The sequence below is a fragment of the Nitrospira marina genome, from assembly GCF_059568365.1.
On record NZ_JCANTH010000001.1, the window covers coordinates 3070874 to 3088443 of the forward strand.

Annotated in this window: 18 protein-coding genes; 8 read left to right on the forward strand and 10 right to left on the reverse strand. The window is 50.7% G+C overall.

The genetic code is table 11. The features are described 5' to 3' along the window. Nucleotides 1–37: 37 nt before the first annotated feature. On the reverse strand, nucleotides 38–643 hold the full coding sequence (locus tag LX98_RS12985; RefSeq protein WP_496429300.1) for a hypothetical protein: 606 nt from the start codon (nucleotides 641–643) through the stop codon (nucleotides 38–40). 600 nt (nucleotides 644–1243) lie between these two features. Here LX98_RS12985 and LX98_RS12990 point away from each other — a divergent pair. The 3 genes from LX98_RS12990 to LX98_RS13000 all read left to right on the forward strand — a co-directional run bounded on the left by LX98_RS12990 (nucleotide 1244) and on the right by LX98_RS13000 (nucleotide 3335). Then, complete coding sequence (locus LX98_RS12990) at nucleotides 1244–1840, forward strand: hypothetical protein (protein ID WP_496429301.1); 597 nt, start codon at nucleotides 1244–1246, stop codon at nucleotides 1838–1840. After that, a complete protein-coding gene (locus tag LX98_RS12995) occupies nucleotides 1827–2786 on the forward strand; it encodes an HTTM domain-containing protein (protein ID WP_496429302.1) in 960 nt (319 codons plus the stop codon). The genes LX98_RS12990 and LX98_RS12995 overlap by 14 nt, the downstream gene beginning before the upstream one ends. Before the next feature lie 114 nt (nucleotides 2787–2900). After that, entirely contained in the window at nucleotides 2901–3335 is a 435-nt protein-coding gene (locus LX98_RS13000; protein WP_496429303.1) for a DCC1-like thiol-disulfide oxidoreductase family protein, read from the forward strand. 57 nt (nucleotides 3336–3392) lie between these two features. Here the strand turns inward: LX98_RS13000 and LX98_RS13005 are convergent, their stop codons facing one another. Further along, complete coding sequence (locus LX98_RS13005) at nucleotides 3393–4226, reverse strand: metallophosphoesterase (RefSeq protein ID WP_496429304.1); 834 nt, start codon at nucleotides 4224–4226, stop codon at nucleotides 3393–3395. A gap of 223 nt (nucleotides 4227–4449) precedes the next feature. Here LX98_RS13005 and msrA point away from each other — a divergent pair, with 223 nt between their 5' ends. Further along, nucleotides 4450–5016 carry a peptide-methionine (S)-S-oxide reductase MsrA gene (gene msrA / locus LX98_RS13010; RefSeq protein ID WP_496429305.1) on the forward strand — a complete coding sequence of 189 codons (567 nt, stop codon included), beginning with the start codon at nucleotides 4450–4452 and terminating at the stop codon, nucleotides 5014–5016. A 35-nt stretch (nucleotides 5017–5051) separates the two neighbouring features. Here the strand turns inward: msrA and LX98_RS13015 are convergent, their stop codons facing one another. Further along, entirely contained in the window at nucleotides 5052–5486 is a 435-nt protein-coding gene (locus LX98_RS13015) for a hypothetical protein (protein WP_496429306.1), read from the reverse strand. Between the two features lie 172 nt (nucleotides 5487–5658). Between LX98_RS13015 and LX98_RS13020 the strand changes: the two genes are divergently transcribed. Then, a complete protein-coding gene (locus tag LX98_RS13020; protein ID WP_496429307.1) occupies nucleotides 5659–5976 on the forward strand; it encodes a hypothetical protein in 318 nt (105 codons plus the stop codon). Nucleotides 5977–5998: 22 nt separating this feature from the next. Here the strand turns inward: LX98_RS13020 and LX98_RS13025 are convergent, their stop codons facing one another. The 3 genes from LX98_RS13025 to LX98_RS13035 form a co-directional block, all read right to left on the reverse strand. Further along, nucleotides 5999–6532 (reverse strand): CDP-archaeol synthase, encoded by a 534-nt coding sequence (locus LX98_RS13025; RefSeq protein ID WP_496429308.1) that lies wholly within the window; start codon nucleotides 6530–6532, stop codon nucleotides 5999–6001. Nucleotides 6533–6588: 56 nt separating this feature from the next. Further along, the gene (gene ttcA, locus LX98_RS13030) at nucleotides 6589–7410 is read right to left on the reverse strand and encodes a tRNA 2-thiocytidine(32) synthetase TtcA (protein ID WP_496429309.1); all 822 of its coding nucleotides are present in this window, start codon (nucleotides 7408–7410) and stop codon (nucleotides 6589–6591) included. Between the two features lie 241 nt (nucleotides 7411–7651). Continuing rightward, nucleotides 7652–8209 (reverse strand): hypothetical protein, encoded by a 558-nt coding sequence (locus tag LX98_RS13035; RefSeq protein WP_496429310.1) that lies wholly within the window; start codon nucleotides 8207–8209, stop codon nucleotides 7652–7654. A 348-nt stretch (nucleotides 8210–8557) separates the two neighbouring features. Between LX98_RS13035 and LX98_RS13040 the strand changes: the two genes are divergently transcribed. Next, nucleotides 8558–8788, forward strand: a complete 231-nt coding sequence (locus LX98_RS13040) for a YgaP-like transmembrane domain (protein ID WP_496429311.1) — start codon at nucleotides 8558–8560, stop codon at nucleotides 8786–8788. 108 nt (nucleotides 8789–8896) lie between these two features. Here the strand turns inward: LX98_RS13040 and LX98_RS13045 are convergent, their stop codons facing one another. The 4 genes from LX98_RS13045 to LX98_RS13060 all read right to left on the reverse strand — a co-directional run bounded on the left by LX98_RS13045 (nucleotide 8897) and on the right by LX98_RS13060 (nucleotide 15575). Further along, a complete protein-coding gene (locus LX98_RS13045; protein ID WP_496429312.1) occupies nucleotides 8897–10714 on the reverse strand; it encodes an OPT/YSL family transporter in 1818 nt (605 codons plus the stop codon). Nucleotides 10715–10795: 81 nt separating this feature from the next. After that, a complete protein-coding gene (locus LX98_RS13050) occupies nucleotides 10796–12004 on the reverse strand; it encodes an osmoprotectant NAGGN system M42 family peptidase (protein ID WP_496429313.1) in 1209 nt (402 codons plus the stop codon). A gap of 24 nt (nucleotides 12005–12028) precedes the next feature. Then, nucleotides 12029–13813, reverse strand: a complete 1785-nt coding sequence (gene ngg / locus LX98_RS13055) for an N-acetylglutaminylglutamine synthetase (protein ID WP_496429314.1) — start codon at nucleotides 13811–13813, stop codon at nucleotides 12029–12031. After that, complete coding sequence (locus tag LX98_RS13060; protein ID WP_496429315.1) at nucleotides 13803–15575, reverse strand: N-acetylglutaminylglutamine amidotransferase; 1773 nt, start codon at nucleotides 15573–15575, stop codon at nucleotides 13803–13805. Before LX98_RS13060 ends, ngg begins: the two co-directional genes overlap by 11 nt. Before the next feature lie 647 nt (nucleotides 15576–16222). On the opposite strand from LX98_RS13060, the gene LX98_RS13065 reads away from it, so the two are divergent. Beyond that, nucleotides 16223–16627 (forward strand): Rid family hydrolase, encoded by a 405-nt coding sequence (locus LX98_RS13065; RefSeq protein ID WP_496429316.1) that lies wholly within the window; start codon nucleotides 16223–16225, stop codon nucleotides 16625–16627. Between the two features lie 421 nt (nucleotides 16628–17048). Beyond that, a complete protein-coding gene (locus tag LX98_RS13070) occupies nucleotides 17049–17498 on the forward strand; it encodes an OsmC family protein (RefSeq protein ID WP_496429317.1) in 450 nt (149 codons plus the stop codon). Nucleotides 17499–17570 lie beyond the last annotated feature (72 nt).

Consider the following 17570-nt stretch of genomic DNA (forward strand, 5'->3'; position numbering starts at 1 on the left):
GGAAGACCCAGGGCTTGAAAGAAACTGAAGATTACAGTTAGTGGGAAGGGGAGAAGGAAAGGAGGTGGGTGATTTTTGGATGATCTAGGATGGCTTGCACATGGGCCAAAAGCTCCTCCTGGTCTTGGGATTGATCAACTCGCTGCTGAATGACGCTTGCCACCGTATTCAACGCGGCGTGAAGCGTTTGGCAGGATGCGGCAGATGGAGAAGAGCCGATGTGGCCCAACGAGCCGAAGGAAGGCTGAGAATTGGTACCCGAATTATCCGGCCATTCCTTCTGTGCGCCAAGAAGAGACTGACGAGGCCATTTTTGTAGCTCAGCCAACATGTGCTCAAGATCACTCAGAATAAGGTCAAGATGCTCTGCCTGACATTCTTCAGACAACGCACGAACATAGATATCTTCTCGACCCCTGGAATCTACATGAATGCGGTAGCGACCCCTGCTAAAAGCCCCAACAGACTCATCTATGAAATGAAACTGCCGGCAAAGGGAATCCCGTAAGGCATTTGAATGTGATGAGTCCAACCCAACCGAGCCGTTGCGGGTCAAGCCCTGATCCGGCCCGGATATCTCCCTATACTGGAGAACTCCCTGTCGAAATTCTTCGAGACGATCAATGAACACACCTACCGTCATTCAGTACCACTCCTTAGCTAATTGTGAAATTTGACCTCACATGTGGACTCTTTGAGGACACAGCCCCACTTCAATCCACACATTGGATCCATGGCCAACCTAAGATACGGCACCACTTAAACTAGAGAAAACACTGCGACAGGAACAACCAGAGCAGATCACAGAGGACGCACCATCTTCCTGCGATATAAAGTCTTTAACATAGAAATCGCCAACAGCACAAGTCAACCAGGATATGGTCCCAAATCTTTATATTTCGAATCCCAAACTTAAACACCACACTAAAAATGAGCTTCTCGACCCCAGCGCTATAGAAACCGGATAGGAAGACTCGCGAAAATTCCTACTGCTCAACCGTTCTATCCCAGAACATATGAGGATTAGTCCGCACATTTTTCTTTCTATTCTCATAGAAAATCGACGACAATCCCTTTCCCTCTCCAATCGCGAATCACACGAACACTATTTCTTCGTACCTTCTCACTATTGAGTTCTCTCACCTTTCTTAAGATAATGGCCTTTCGCGTCACTTGGATCTTCACCTCAAGGGTAAGACAACCACATGAATACCCCGCTCAATAACTCGCAAGGAAGGTTTTCGTGAGCAAGCGGACCATTACTCTGATTCTTGTCGTCTACTTGTTCATCATTTGGGCGGCAGTCATATTTCGAATCGATTACTTTCCATTAACCTGGGTCCCCATGTATAGCGTGTATGAGCCCCGAGAAACCATTTCAGTCAAAGTATGGGACAAAGACAAATATCGAAAAGGCCTCAAAGTTACTCACCGGGACGGATCAACCGGTTACGTTTCCTATAAGGATCTCAATATTCCCAAACCGAATTTTCGACGTTTATATTATTCGAGAATGTTTGGCACCGCCCCCCCCAAACATAAACAGGGAAATATTGAATTGGGGACGCTCAATCAATGGGTCCGCGGATTAGAAGAAGATGAGCCTCGGTTTGAAGTTGATTGGGAATGGCGAATGTTTTGGACTCTCAACAAAACATTAGGACATGAACCTTCCGACACTCAATTTATCGTTCGTATAGAGGCCGACCATCAGAAACGTGTGTATCGGAAGAAAGATTTACTGCGGAAAGACCTTAGCACTGTTCAAATTGACACGCGAGAGTCCTTGATCGAATGGCATGACGAATGGCTGCCAAGGTGGGAACATGGCATTCTGTAACCTCATCAGCCGTGGCTGGAATCAATTTTTCTTTAGAGGATTTTCAGGAGAAAGCCTTGGTCTGTTGCGGATGTATATTGGATGCGGACTTCTGTTTTTTCACACCTATCAATTCGCCACAGTCCTGACTCTCAACCCGATCGGCTCCAGAAATTATTTCCTGGACCCCATTTGGTATTTTCATCTGCTTGGGATTCAGTACCATATCCCTGCCCTGTCGTTTATCGTCTATGCACTCCTGATGACCGCCACGGTCGGTATGATCATGGGGAGATGGACCCGGACATCAATTCTTATCGTTATCCTCTGTATTTTTTATTTAAAGGGGGTGAGAGACAGCTTTAGCGGCGACGTCCACCATCGCTATATCATCCCCATGCAAATGCTTTTCCTATTTCTGCTCTCCAGGTGCGGAGAAGTCCATTCTCGTGACTCACGCCATGACACATACCCTCCCCTCCAGGAATGGGAGGCCAGTTGGCCCATTAAAATGATGCAACTCTATGTGGCTCTGTTTTATTTTTGGAGTGTTATTGCCAAAGTGCGGGTCAGCGGATGGGAATGGTTTTCCGGCGAAGGCCGAATCCAGGAGGTGCTGATCAAACGCTCTGTCCGATGGGGCATGACAGGCGAAGGGGAACTGGTCAAAAATAGCTTAAGCTTCGAGCTGGCCCAACGCCCAGACCTTATTCAGATTTTCTCCCATCTGGTGCTCGCGTTCGAACTCGGGTTCCCATTGATCCTCTTTATTAAATCGATCAAGCTGCGGGTTTTCTTTCTGTCCGGCGTCATTATTTTCCACATTTCCTCCTTTATCCTCATGGATGTCAATTTTTTGTTAATCCCGTTTGTCTACCTTATTTTTTTCGATCTTATTCCCATCCATCAATGGCTCCAAGTCCACGCATGGCGATTCTTCAAACGTCGGCCCTCCATGGCTGGTTAGGCACTACCGCCTTAGAAAACCTGTAGGGCTCTCATGTATTATACTGGAAGGAAAGTTTTTCATTGCCGACTGACCGACACACAGTAAAGCGCGATCAGAGAAAAGAGCACGTACGTGAAACAGGGATCTTCCTTACCATCCCATGACTGGGGCAAGCACGAAAAGGTGATTGTCTTTGATGGGGTGTGTAATTTTTGCAATGCGTTTGTCAATTTTGTCCTCGAGCGGGATTCCCGAGGATTATTTAAATTCGGAACGCTTCAATCCCAACCGGCACAGGACATTCTCACCCACCTTCATCTTTCGACCCAGGATTATGAAACCTTTTTACTGCTGGAACACGGGAAGGTCTTTACAAAATCCACTGCAGCTCTCAAAATTTTTCGCAGCCTTCCTGGAGCTTGGCCCTGGCTGTATGCCTTCATCATCATTCCCCGGCCACTTCGCGATATGGTGTACAGTTTCATCGCCCGGCATCGCTATCAATGGATGGGAAAATCCGACTCGTGCCGCGTACCTACTCCACAGGAACGGACCAGATTTATTTAGCGGGACCTGATGGCCTTCCGGAGGCATCAGTTTCTACCCACTGCGCCTCCATGACCCTCACCGCCTTCTCCCGACATTAGATGGGGGAAACAGTTTCTCAAGGTCGAAACTCTCTTGAATACACGGAGCACCATATTCGGCAGAACCCGTAAGAACCCGCAGATTTGGTCGCAGGTGAACGGTCCCCGCATGGTGGGTATGGCCACACAAGACGGTGATTTGACAATCCGGTCGTTCCCGTGATGCGTAAAGTAATACCTCGCCAACGGCCTGACAGGAAAAATAAGGAAGCCAATCATCGTTCCCCATTTTCCCCTGATACCAGCAGGCTTCTTTAAATGGCGGGACATGCGTCAGGCAAATGACCCGCTGATATGATGACAAGGCCTCATCCAATCGATCCCGCAAATAGCAAGCCGCCTCATCGCCCAACTCACGGAGTTTGCGTAACACCGCCTCCCGATCTAAATCCTGAAAATCCGCGATCAACTCCTGATCACTGAGTCTAACCGGGGACAGATGATAGTCCCCATAGCGCCCGTCTCCCCATCCGTCATGCCCGACCAACGCCGTCATCGGAGTCAATTCGACCAACCCCGATGTCGAAAGATAGGTGAGTCCCGGCTGAATCTGACACCAGCATTTCAAATCATTTCGAATTTGGGAAATCGAACCATGGTAAAAATCATGATTCCCCAAAACGAAATACAACGGCACGTGAATGGCCCGCCGCATTTCATCGAGATGGGATTTCAACGATGGAGCCTCAGCAATATCTCCGGTCACAAACACGACGTCCGGCTGTTGAGCACAAATGGACGAAAAAAATACGTCCCGTCCCTCGACATCCAGAAAATTCAAGTGGATGTCCGTGGCCCATACAATCCGCATGTACCCCGCTCCTCTCATCCCAACTCAACCGCCTGATAGAAAATCATCCAAGCCTATAAAGAGGCCTAGCAAAAAGTAAAGCGAAGGATTTCAGCAAGAAAGTTACGCTGGCTTATCACCAGTCCAACCAGCAGTGGCCCAAAAAAGCAGGGCGTGGTATAAACTCTGAATCCTTACAGTTGACCTCACAGCTTTAGTCATTTTCATGAGCAAGGAGTAACGCATGTCTGACTTGGCCATAACCTCATCAACAGGAAAAGAACTCGCCACATTGGGTGGTGGCTGCTTCTGGTGCCTCGAAGCGGTATTCGATCAGGTGAAGGGTGTCGAGTCCGTAGAATCCGGCTATATGGGCGGTAGTCGCCCCAATCCAACTTATGAAGCCGTCTGCGGCGGAAACACGGGACATGCCGAGGTGATACAAATTACCTTTAATCCCGGCATCATCACCTACCGGGAACTCCTGGAAATCTTTTTTGGCATCCATGACCCCACCACCCTGAACCGACAGGGGAATGATGCGGGCACCCAATATCGCTCCGCCATTTTCACCCATTCCTCAGCACAAGAGGCGACCGCACACGAAGTCATTCGCACGCTGACGGAGGCCAGGTTGTTCGACGATCCCATTGTAACCCAGGTGGAACCCGCGTCACCCTTTTACATGGCCGAAGCCTACCACCAGGAGTATTTTGTGCAGAACCCGTCACAACCTTACTGCGCCTACCTCATTAATCCCAAAGTGGCGAAGTTCCGGCAACGCTTTTCAGACAAGCTCAAATCCTCCTGAGCACCTGGAGAGAAACGGCGTTGGGCTCGTCCTGCTCAGCGACCAGAGGTGAACGGCAAAAGTGTGTCCCGCAGACCACCCCACAGGTCCGGTTGTAAGGTCACCTGATGGGGATACACCATAACCGGTTTCCCCGATACGCAAAAGGGTGGACCAGTCTTTTCAAGCCCAACCGGTTCCGCAATCATACCCCCCTCTGAGGGAGGGCCCATTTGCTGCACCACTAATTGTACCCGTGGCTCAAGAACACACATCGCGGAATACGTTCCAATCTCCTCATTATCAGAAACCATTATCCGTACACGATGTCGATCCGTGGCAAACACCACGTCACCAACTTTAGCAGGCCCATCAGGGCCCATAGAATATAGAAATACCGGCACGATGAGAACGGCGAAAACCGCGAATCCTATCGACATGAGGGGTGTTCGGGAATTGCCTGAAGATGCTTCTTCAGATGAGGGGTCCACATTCATCTCCACGCCAGGATCTCAGTACGGTGGCCTCGCTGTCCCTGATACATCCAGCCCTCATTTACATGGACCATGACATGAACCACATACCGGAGCCATCCTCTCTTCCACTAAGATTGCCAAACACATCCATGTCGGAGTGGAATGAGCACGTCAAGAAAGCGCTCCTATGACCTTTGAGGAATTACGAACCCGTTGGCCCTGGCGGCCCATTCGAAATTGTCCGGGGCGGCTTGTTCTTCCCAGGTTGGAGCCTCCCGTTTCCTTCGAAATGCTACTCGGCATGGCATGTTCCCCTCAAGCCTTTTCCAGCCATCGGGCCAAAGATCGCGTACTCGTCTGGCCGCTACAAGATGGTGGCCTCATTACCTACGAACAGCCGGATGGGCGCTTAATCCATACCCTCAACACGCCTGCCGGGTTTAGCCGGAAACTTGACCAATTGGGGATTACCCTCCCCAAGACCAAAAATCTTTCCAAGGAATAAGCTCTGCAACGGGAACACCGAATTAATGGGGATTTTTACGAATCCGGAATCTGTATAAAATCGGAGAAATAAACAGTTCGAACACCATAAACGCAACCGCAGTGGCCATTATGCCAATTGCCGATAACGACAGGGGTCCCCATAGCCCCAACAGGGGAAAAAGGCTCTCCGGAATTTGGTCCAAGCCCAGGGCCATCCCGCCTGAGGCATAACCCAACCGTCGCTTGATAAAACTAGAGAGGCAGTCGCCGGTCATCGCTAACCCTCCAGTCAACAGCCCTATGTCCCAGGGTATTCCTAGGACATCCGCCGCCAGAACCGTGCCCACCAATGAGAAAGCCACACCTCGATAGGTTTTCGATGGTCCCAACAACGGCTGCCCATCGATGAAGGTCGCTCCCCCATCAAGAGGAGCACTCCAACGCCCTTTCATAAGCAGTCGCCCGAAAATCGGGGCGGCATTGGCCGCCATAATTAACAAAAAAGCCTGGAGATAGACCATTATGATGCCCGGCAAAAACCGCACATACAGGAGAGGCGAGGGAAGACACACCATGGAATGGAATCTGGCAGGTCGGTCATCATTCGCACGGGAACCACCGTCAGGCCCATCTACGATTCGGGCTCGCGGAAAGTCTCAAAATTAAATAATCGCCGATCAAGAAGGTGACTGGGTATGACCTTGGACAAGGCCGCAAACACACTGTCACCCGAACCGGGATACCGGGTATCCCATTCCTGAAGCAGGGCCTTCACTTCTTTGCGTTTCAAATTTTCCTGTGAACCGCATAGATCGCAGGGAATGATGGGAAAGTTTCTCATTTCCGCATAGCGGGCCAGCTCGGATTCCTTCACATATGCCAATGGGCGGATCACCACATGTTGTCCGTCATCAGATCTCAGTTTCGGCGGCATGCTTTTGAGAGTTCCGTTGAATAACATGTTCAACAACAAGGTCTCCATCATATCGTTGCGATGATGGCCAAGAGCAATCTTGGTCGCGCCCAACCGTTCCGCCAATCCGTATAGGATGCCACGACGCAACCGTGAACAGAGGGAGCAGGTCGTCTCGCCTTCGGGAATCAGCCGTTTCACCACCGAATACGTATCGCGTTCTTCAATATGAAACGGCACACCAAGCCTCGTCAGGTAGTCCGGCAGCACATGTTCAGGAAATCCAGGTTGTTTCTGATCCAAATTCACCGCAATCAATTCATAGGACACCGGAGCACGAGACTGCATGGACATCAACACGTCCAACATCGCATAACTATCCTTCCCCCCGGAAAGGCACACCATGACCTTATCGCCTCCTTCAATCATGTTGAAATCGGCAACGGCCTGCCCTACCATCCGGCACAAACGGGTATGAAGCTTCTCGCTAGATCCGGTCAGATGGGACAAGGGTTGAATGGGTTGAATATCCTGCAACATAGCTTCGTTTCTACTCCTCATTTCTGAAAAAGCTTTATTCGTTATCATTCACAGGGACGTGCAACACCCCTGCAATAGGCACGGTGACGCATTCTACCCTCCGTTACCGTAAAAGAGATAGACAGTCAGAGGCGGGACCAACCCAACGGAATGGCGGGAAAGAACAGATGAAGACCTTGTCAGGCACCAGATGGGGGTCAAGACAAGGAAGTGGGACCGGCTGAAAAGGCACCAGGCATCATCAGATCTTTCGTTTTGTTTTTCCCATCTTGGACGGGTGGCCTGTTCCCCAAGCGGCAGTATCGACCAACGATAAGACTTGAGTAGCTAAGCTGGCTTCACGACCATAAAAGCCCTTGGTATGAAAAGAGTCTTTCAGACCTAAACAATCGTAATCCAAATGATGACACAGTTCATGCAGCAACGTGCGCAGAAACGTGCGAAAAGCGACGACTTGATGCCGCTTGGCCGTGCGCATCCACACTTGAATACGTGGGATCCGCCGTCCTTCCATGGGATAATACAAGCCATACAGTTCCATCCGGGGATTGGAAGGTCGGATATCCAACAATTCAAATCGAATGGGCCGAATATGGAGTTGGCTCGTTAACCTATTCAGAAGACGTTGAGTCCATTTTTGCGTGCGCAAATGACTCTCGGCCTGTAAAGCTTCAAATATTTTTCGTACGACCGGTCGAACGACAGAGACATTGGGCAATTGAAAATCCGACACCTTGTCGCTTGCCCGATAGATCCGCTTCGCCTTGGCGTTAAGCTGGTGGTAATAGCCGAAAGGCATGTCTTGGTCTCCATTCTGCTTAGTGAAGGTCTAAAAGCACCCCAAAGAGTAGCACCCCTTGAACCTGCCGGAAAAGACGGGAGATCTACTGAGGTAAATGATGAAATTCTTGTTTATTTACAATGCATTGCCTAGCAATTAATCAACTTTAAACTCAAGAGAAAAAATAGATTAAAATACGTATTTTTCAAAAAAGCACACGGAGTTAGACTCCTCCCTTGCGCTCTTTCAAGAAACATAACGACAAAAAAAGGGACGAATTGATAACCACCCAGAAAAAATCCTCTCCGATAAAAAGGAAACCCGGAAAACCATGAACGAAGTTTTCAACAAACAGGAGGAGTGAAGATGAAGCGAAAACGCCAACTCCATGACGGAATCGCCGGCGCGCTCATTACGGCAGGCGTCGCACTCGGGTACTACGTGAATCCTTTTTGGTTGTTACTTCCGGGAATCCTTGGAGTCACACTGCTGCAAAGCGGGTTCACCGGATTCTGCCCGGTCTATTGTATTCTCGACAGAACCTGTCCTGAGGATATAGAAGAAGGCAAGATCCCCGCGAGCGATGGTCAGACATGAACAGCCATGGATTTTGGAGAAAAGTAAAAAACCGGCAGGAAAGTTCCAAGAACACCGCAAGGACACAGAGACTTTCAAAAACCTCCACCTGCCTTAATTTGGATCTGGTCAAAATAGTATTTTAACAAGAACACTCGCGACACCTGCGAGGCTTTCACCAGCCACGAGCCCGGCGGCCAGCGCCATCACAAATCGTTCCGCCCAAGTCTTCGCATACCTCATTAAAAAGGCTCCAAGAAGGGCACCCAGAAAGAGAGACAGAGAGTTCCAGGCAGGAATGACAAATGCCAGTCCCATCGTCGAGGCGCTGGGGATCCATCGGCTAACGGATAGTGGGACAGATTGATCGAGAACCACCATCCCCACGCTTACTACACCCGCAATGCTCATGGCCAACAGACTTCCCGGAGGAATAGCTTCTGTACCGAGTTGAAAGACTTCCGCCACAGCCTTCCAGGTTGCCACGGCAGGAGCCGGCCATTCGATGGTTAACAACATGGATTGAGGATCAGGGATGAGCACCAGATACACCGCACTACCCACAAGAGAGCCGGTTAACACTCCGAAAATTTGAGCCAGAGCTTGAAAGCGCGGCGAGGCGCCCAGGAGCAGACCGGTCTTCAGGTCGTGGAGGAGGTCTGCACATTGGCCGGCCGCTCCACCTGTGACGTTGGCCGCCATCAAATTGGTCGTGACATTACCCGGAATGAGGAAACCAAACGTGAGTTGTGTGACTTTCCCCATGGCACCGATTGGCGTAATCCCGGTTTCCCCAGAGACTCGTCCCGCCACGATGGCCAACACAAAGGAGAGAAGGACCGCGAGAATCGCAACACCCATTGAAATGTTGAATAACGTTATCTGGGTCATCACCGCAAAGAACAAAGAAATACACAGTCCAATCACAAACCATTGACGTGGAATGACATAGGGATCATTCGGGGTTAACAGGGATGCCCGGGTTTTTCGAGCAAGTATAATGCCGGTCACCATTGTCCCCCAGGAGCAGACAAACGACGTAAGCGAGGCCATGACCATCAGGGTCACCCCCGGCCAGAGCAACCATTCCACCAGGGGTCCGAACCAATAGCCGTCCGGCGTCAGATGTTCCGCAGGAATCCAGCCTTGAGTGAGGACCCAAGGACCAATAATGCCCCAGGCAAGGATCGCTCCAATGAGCAGGGAGAGTCCGGCGCGAAGCCCGATAATGGCCCCAAAACCCACCATCAGAAGAGAGGGATCGAGAACAAACCCAAGATTGGAAAGGGACACAGTGGATAACCCGGCCTTATTGAGCGCTCCCTTAAGGGGAATGGCCAGGCCCGTTGCCATTTTGGGGATGGTCAGAATAGCTTCGTTGAAAATTTTTATAATCCCGGCAATCCCACCAGCCGTGAGGAGAACTTTCACGCGAGCCAGGGCTTCCCCCCCTTTCCCATAGATTTCCCTCACGGTTTCCGCCGTGGCAACACCGGCGGGAAACGGCAATCGGTCACGAATAAGCATCTGTTGCCGGAGACCGACCGCGACCACGATACCCATCAGGCTGACGGAAAAGACCCATACAGAGAGCAGAGACCAAGGCAATTGCTCGCCCGTCAATATGGCCAAAGCGGGAATCGGAGCCACCAGCCCTGAGGAGATAATGGATGCAGCCGAGGAGGCCGTGGTTTGATTGATATTATTTTCGAGAAGACCCCAGCGCTCGGTTTGGGCGGTAGTTTCGAATATTTTCCAAAACGCATAACTGAGCAAGGCTGCGGTAATGGACATATTAAATGTCCAACCAATCTTCAGTCCGCTATAAATATTGCAGGGAGTGAGGAGAGCTCCTAACACTATCCCCGTGGCAATGGCACGAAGCGTCAACTGTGGATGGGTCGTATTGGTTGGGGGAAAGGTAGATGTGGGGGGATGAGAAGACATCAAGCCAGACAGGGAAATGAGGAGAACATCCGCAAAGCGAGTGCATCGAACATCCTGTCGTCTGTCCTTCGCGGAGAAGCGCTATGGGTCATCTTGGGGTTCACCATGACGTCGGACCATGTCCTCAAGGGTGTGAGGGAAAGACGTTTCTTCAATCGGTTGAGTAGGAAAATCATTATCGGACCCTAACGTATCGCGATCTCTCCAAAACACCGGTTCCTTTTGCATATACACGACCAATAACTTCGCAATGGCCTCGAGTCCACTCAGATGAGTTCGCTCATAGCCATGGGAAGAATCAACCCCAAATGTGAGAAGAGCGGTCCGAATGTCATTCCCGGCCTCTACGGCCGACGCACTATCACTTTTGTAGTCGCAAAAAATGTCACGCTGAAACGGAATGTCATGTTCCACACATAAGGCGATGAGCCGCCTGACAAGATGATAATCAAAAGGCCCGGCTGAATCGGCCATGGCAATCGTCGCACCACATTCGCTCGAGGCTTGAAAGGGCGCGGGAGTGCCGTTATCAATTGTGATCATTTCTGCAACATCCCCATGTAGGATCGCCGAGGCCCCTGACCCAACCTCTTCGGATATCGTAAACAGTAGATGGCAATCCACAGGAAGCGTGGCGCCTGACTCAAGAATGGATTTGGCAGCAGCCAGGATGGTGGCCACTCCCGCTTTATCGTCCAAATGCCGCGAGTTAATAAATCCATTGGGGCCAATTTCAGGCGAGGGGTCAACGGCAATGAAATCCCCAATATGAATCCCCAGACGCTGGAGATCCTGATCGGTCGATAAGGGTTGGTTACGTCCATTGACGTCCGCCACAGTTTCATCGAGTCGAATTTCCAGATTCTTCCACGACACCGGTTGCGTATCAATTTCGTCACCATAAGTGTGCCCGGAGGCTTTCAGGGGCAGGATGGTGCCACGATGCATACTGGTATCGGAAAAGACGGTCACCCGGGCACCTTCGGCAAAACGGCTGGACCAGGTTCCGATTGGCACAATGGCCAGCCGGCCGTTGTTTTTGAGCCATTTGACCAAAGCCCCCAGTGTATCCAGATGAGCTACAATGGCTCGATCAGGCGTACTGACTTTTCCTGCCATGGTGGCTCGAATGGCTCCGCGCCGTGTGAGTTCGAAGGGAATCCCTAATTGTTTCAGTTCACCCGACACCGCATGGACTATTTGATCGGTATAGCCTGTCGGACTCGGAATCGCCAATAGTTTTTGGAGAATATGAAGGAGGTACTGCGTGTCAATTTTTGAATCGATCATACGATCCCCTATCACCCCAAAAAACTACTTCAATTTTGTGGGTGTCTTGGTTTGAGGAAACAACAGGTCAATAAATCGTTTCGCCGTCGGTTGCGGTTCATGATTGGCCAGACCGGGTCGCTCATTGGCTTCAATAATGACATAGTGAGGTTTGGAAACCGTCGTGACGATAAAATCGAATCCCACCACCGGAATAGCCAGCGCCTTGGCACCAATCACCGCCGCAGTGGCTAAATCAGGATGAAGTTTTCCCGTCACGTCATGGATCGTACCTCCGGTATGCAGATTGGCCGTCTTACGCACTGTAATAGTTTTGCCTTTTGGCAAAACCTCCTTGAGGGTATAGCCGCCTTCCTTAATGCACCGCTTGGTTTCACTGTCCAGAGGAATGCGACTCTCGCCGCCGGTCAATCGTGCCCGTCGCTGACTCTGCCGATCAATTAGTTCGGCTATCGTATGATGCCCCGTCCCCGTGATCCGAGGTGGTCGTCGAACGGCAGCGGCAACCACTTCATAATTGATCAACACAATGCGTAAGTCCTCGCCCTTCACATATTGTTCCAGAATGACGTGATCACCACTTTTGCCGGCAAGGGCGATTGCGGACTCCATTTCCTTGACCTTTCGCACATCCACACTTACGCCAGCTCCTTGTTCCCCCGTCGCCGGTTTGACCACAATGGATCCATACTGTCCAAGAAATTGACCATTGGGCTTCCGCCCATTGGCCACCACCTGAGCGGGAACGGATAAACCGGCTTCTTGTAACACGCGCCGGGTCAGCGCCTTATCCGCACAACGGCTCATCGCAATCGCTGTGGTCAATTCGGACAACGATTCCCGACAGGTAATGGACCGGCCCCCAAACGTCAAGCGGAAGTAGCCCTTCTCGGCATCCAACACATCGACGTCGATGCCTCGACGTCTGGCCTCATTAACAATAATGGTGGCATAGGGGTTGAGTCGTTGATCCGGTGAGGGGCCTGCAAACAGCTTTTCATTAATGGTATTTCGCGTTTTCACCGCAAACACAGGAATTCGTCCAAATCCCAGTTTCCGATACAGCGCGATGGCTTCACAGTTGTCATGCAGCACCGAGAGATCCACATAGTTACACCCCCGGGCCTTCATCCGTTCGGCCGCATGACGAATCAACGCCTCCCCCACTCCGGGATGGTGCGCTTGAGGATCGACGGCCAGACTCCAGATGCTACTGCCTTTTTCGGGGTCGTCAAAAATCAGGCGATGATTCACAGCTAGGATGACGCCAATCACTTCATTCGTGGCCTGGTCTTTCGCGAGAAAATAGCAGAGCTTTTGGGAGCGGCGCTGCCTCATAAGGAGATCCGTGTCGGCCGTAACCATGCCCCGTGCCGCATAGATCCGATTCAACGCCGTGACATCGGCCTCCGACTGGATGGGAGTGATCACCATGCCTGATTGCTGATTGGCAACGGATTGATAATCACCCAACCACAATCGAAACGTATGCGATGGATCCAGAAACAGCTTGTGCGGGCGCAGGGCTAGGACCACATGAGGATCCCGTAAATAAAAGGCAATATCCCGGTGCCCGGGACGTTCCTGCATCAGCGTGGAAGCCACCTCTTCGGGGCCTGCAAAGGTGTGGGCAAAAATGAGCCGCCCCCAGCCGCAATCCAGGACCACTTTGGGCTTTACTCGCCGGCCCTGGTAGGTCGCCGGCCCGACTTCCCAGTTTTTAACCGTCGGCCCGATCGGTCGTTGGCGGGGGCTCGTCATGTGGAGAGCTTGCGGAGCCTTCAAAACATCGCGATCCTTAGATGCCATGGGACTGAAGCCACAGTTCCAGTAATCCAAGCTGCCAGAGCTTTGACCCACGTAAAGGCGTGAGATGATCATCCGGATTCTTCAACAATTCATCAATATAGTCCCGCTGAAAGATCTCGCGGTTCTGACTGGTTTGTGACAAAAGCGCCTCTTTCACCATGCCCAAATAAGGGCCCCGCAGATATTTTAGGGCGGGGACGGGAAAGTACCCTTTGGGCCGATCAATGACCTCTGAAGGGATCACCCGGCGGGCAACTTCCTTGAGAATACCTTTTCCCCCTTGCGCAATTTTCATTTCGGCCGGCACTCGTGCGGCTAATTCGACGACTTCATGATCTAAAAACGGCACTCGCGCTTCCAAGCTCCACGCCATCGTCATGTTGTCGACACGCTTAACCGGATCGTCGACTAACATAATGGTCGTATCAAGCCGTAAGGCCTTGTCAATCGGTCGAGAGGCCCCCGGTTGGGAAAAATGCGTCTCCACAAAACGCTGACTATGATCGTCTCCGTGAAACCGCGGATGAATGACTCGAAGAAATTCTTTCTGGTCGCGATCAAAAAACACCTGGCGATATTCATCAACCGGATGTTGACTGTTCAACAGTGGGGGATACCAGTGATATCCTGCGAAAATTTCATCGGCTCCCTGCCCACTTTGGACCACCGTGACATGCTTGGACACTTCTTTGGAGAGCAAATAAAACCCGATGGCATCGTGACTGACCATTGGCTCGGACATGGCATGAATGCAACCCGGCAGGTTAGGCAGAACGTGCGTCGTATCAACGGGAAGCTTGTGGTGACGGGTGGAAAATTTGTTGGCAATGATATCGGAGTAGGAAAATTCATCCCCCTTTTCCTCTGCCACCGTTTCAAACCCAATGGAAAAGGTATTCAGGCCCGTGGCACCTTCGGCAGCTAACAGGCCCACGATGAGGCTCGAGTCCAGCCCACCGGACAAGAGGACCCCGACGGGCACATCCGCAATCAGCCGTCGGCGGACAGCCAAACGCAGGACCTCATGCAGCCGGTCTTGCCAGTCTTCTTCCTTCCACCTCCTCTCATCTTCACGCGGTTCGAAAGAAAGTTGCCAATAGTGATGATGTCGCCGTGCTCCTGTTGGCTCGATGACCATCATGGTGCCGGGCGCTAATTTCCGGATGCCTTTAAGCAAGGTATGAGGGGCAGGAACCACAGCGTGAAACATGAAATAGTGATGAAGCGCCACGGGATCCATCTCCGTGGAGATGTTTCCCCCCGCCAAGAGAGCCGGCAAGGTCGATGCGAATCGAAACTGCTGAGATGTCTCAGTAAAATAGAGCGGTTTAATTCCCAACCGATCACGCGCCAGCACAACCCGCTCTGAATCTCTTTCCCAAATGGCGAACGCAAACATACCATTTAAGCGGTGAATAAAGCCTTCTCCCCACGCATGGTAGGCCTTGAGAATGACTTCAGTATCTCCCTGGGAAAAGAAGGTATAGCCTTTCCCTTCCAGCTCATCCCGCAATTCCTTGTAGTTGTATATCGCCCCATTAAACACAATGCCAAGCCCCAAGGTGGAATCCACCATGGGTTGCTGAGACGCCTGGGTCAAGTCAATGACTTTGAGGCGTCGATGCCCGAATCCCAATCGCCCTTGAACGTACAACCCCACGCCATCAGGGCCACGACTGCCCATGGTCGCATTCATGGCCATCAAGTCTTTGGGGTCTACAGGACACCCTGAGAAATTTATCTGTCCAAGAATTCCGCACATTTGCTCATCAACCTTTTAATCATCTTGAAATGCATTTATCGCACATGTAATTGTTGACGATCACATATACATACAAGCATCTCTGGCTCATCCCCTTTGAAAAGGAAATTTTCACCAGAAATAATTTTTTTAAGAATTGGCCCATTGTGAACGGGAATAATGTCCAGAGGATGGGAAAACTTACCCTAATAATTAATCTCAGCTTTGTCAAACAAATCCAATAGAAATGCACTTATCAGAAGACTGAAAATACCCTATGCGAAAGAGGTCTTCTGCGTGATATTTTCATCATTAAAGAAACATATTTGCGAGGCTCCCGATAGAACTCTATTGAACAGAGATTTTTGTCGCACATACCTCGCAGGCTGTCGAAAAAAACCCCAAATATTCTTCTAAGAACTCATCGGGTTCAAAAATTTTTCGATGTTCAACGTAGTCAAGCAGGATTTTCAAAGAGGCCCGTAATTCGGGTCGGTGTAGAAATTCTGAGTTGGCCTTCAGCAGTGAGACGATTCGAGGCACCGATACCAAGCCACATGAATACCTCCGATTAGATATACTGAACCATCTTCGTGTGTCATGAATAGGCAATCGAAGCGCCAAGGCGTACTTGAGGTCTTTTTCGACAGGAATAAGGAGGTGGTACGATGAACATCACACAAATCCGGATCGATCCGGATCCCTACGAGCCCTACCGTCTTTCCCAGGGATATCGGGTCGGTGATCTGCTCTTTATCTCAGGTCAGACTGCCATCGATACGAACGGTCGAATCGTCGGCGCAGGCAACTTTGATGTCCAGGCCAACCAAACTTTTGATAATCTCGAGCGGGTACTGCATGCGGGAGGATCAAGCCTACGAAACGTCATCAAAGTGACGATCTTCCTGACCGACATGACCCATTTCGATAAAATCGTTGAACTTCGCGGTCAACGGTTTACGGCTCCATATCCGGCAGACACCATCGTGGAAGTCCGCTCACTATATTCTCCCGACGCGATGATTGAGATTGAAGCCATTGCGGTTGCCGACTCTGCGGCTGAGCGGAAGTAAGAGTCATTCGGGTAAAATAAACTATAAATGAAATCTTGCGATTAGAACCGGCGGCCCGCTTGGTAAAATCCGACCAACTTCCCATGGAACCTCCAGACCGCGGTACAATGAAAATATTGTCTGGCGGACCTTTCTTCAGTCGAACGGCCTCATATTTGGATGCACAAATTACACATCAACGATAGTTGATCTATGAATGAGGAGAAATACCCGAGTTTGGATAACAGCGGCAAATACTGCGAAATGAAGGTGTAGGTTGATGCGACGTTATTATGCTGTTTTTTGAAGATCCCAGCGGCAATCGCCTTGAAATCTGTTACCGCGAATGCGCATAAGTACCCGGATTCGTTTTCGATCGTCCACGCACAGGGAAGTCGCCTCATTAAAAAAAGATTGTCACGTTTTCGAAAGGGGTTGATCAATGTCTGAGCATAAGATCACGCTTGAATGGAAGAGGGAATCAGAGAACTTTTCGTACGAATCGTATAATCGAGACCATGAGTTGGTTTTTGAAGGTGGGGTTCGCGTTCCCGCCTCCGCCGCACCGGCCTATCGGGGGAATCCCGCTCATGTGAATCCTGAGGAAGCCTTCGTGGCGGCCTTGTCGAGCTGTCATATGCTGACTTTCCTGGCGATGGCAGCCAAGAAACGATTCGTTGTGGATCGCTATAGTGATCATGCTGTTGGATTGTTAGAAAAAAATCAGAACAACAAGCTGGCGATTACACGTGTCATCTTACACCCTCGAGTGATATTCGGTGGGCCGACTCTTCCGACTCAGGAACAGATACACGCTCTCCATGAGCACGCTCACAGCGAATGTTTTATTGCCAATTCGGTGACAACAGAGGTCACGGTTGAAGCCGAATAACGGTCAATATCTTCTCTCATCACCCCTCAGCAGAGGCGCTCGCTTCCCTGAACAGGCGTTTGATACCTCGAT

Excerpts from the sequence above, each read along its gene's own strand:
- LX98_RS12985 (WP_496429300.1), bottom strand. The coding sequence starts at position 643 with ATGACGGTAGGTGTGTTCATTGATCGTCTCGAAGAATTTCGACAGGGA.
- LX98_RS12995 (WP_496429302.1), top strand. The coding sequence starts at position 1,827 with ATGGCATTCTGTAACCTCATCAGCCGTGGCTGGAATCAATTTTTCTTT.
- LX98_RS13005 (WP_496429304.1), bottom strand. The coding sequence starts at position 4,226 with ATGCGGATTGTATGGGCCACGGACATCCACTTGAATTTTCTGGATGTC.
- msrA (WP_496429305.1), top strand. The coding sequence starts at position 4,450 with ATGTCTGACTTGGCCATAACCTCATCAACAGGAAAAGAACTCGCCACA.
- LX98_RS13020 (WP_496429307.1), top strand. The coding sequence starts at position 5,659 with ATGACCTTTGAGGAATTACGAACCCGTTGGCCCTGGCGGCCCATTCGA.
- LX98_RS13025 (WP_496429308.1), bottom strand. The coding sequence starts at position 6,532 with ATGGTGTGTCTTCCCTCGCCTCTCCTGTATGTGCGGTTTTTGCCGGGC.
- ttcA (WP_496429309.1), bottom strand. The coding sequence starts at position 7,410 with ATGTTGCAGGATATTCAACCCATTCAACCCTTGTCCCATCTGACCGGA.
- LX98_RS13035 (WP_496429310.1), bottom strand. The coding sequence starts at position 8,209 with ATGCCTTTCGGCTATTACCACCAGCTTAACGCCAAGGCGAAGCGGATC.
- LX98_RS13040 (WP_496429311.1), top strand. The coding sequence starts at position 8,558 with ATGAAGCGAAAACGCCAACTCCATGACGGAATCGCCGGCGCGCTCATT.
- LX98_RS13045 (WP_496429312.1), bottom strand. The coding sequence starts at position 10,714 with ATGTCTTCTCATCCCCCCACATCTACCTTTCCCCCAACCAATACGACC.
- LX98_RS13050 (WP_496429313.1), bottom strand. The coding sequence starts at position 12,004 with ATGATCGATTCAAAAATTGACACGCAGTACCTCCTTCATATTCTCCAA.
- ngg (WP_496429314.1), bottom strand. The coding sequence starts at position 13,813 with ATGGCATCTAAGGATCGCGATGTTTTGAAGGCTCCGCAAGCTCTCCAC.
- LX98_RS13060 (WP_496429315.1), bottom strand. The coding sequence starts at position 15,575 with ATGTGCGGAATTCTTGGACAGATAAATTTCTCAGGGTGTCCTGTAGAC.
- LX98_RS13065 (WP_496429316.1), top strand. The coding sequence starts at position 16,223 with ATGAACATCACACAAATCCGGATCGATCCGGATCCCTACGAGCCCTAC.
- LX98_RS13070 (WP_496429317.1), top strand. The coding sequence starts at position 17,049 with ATGTCTGAGCATAAGATCACGCTTGAATGGAAGAGGGAATCAGAGAAC.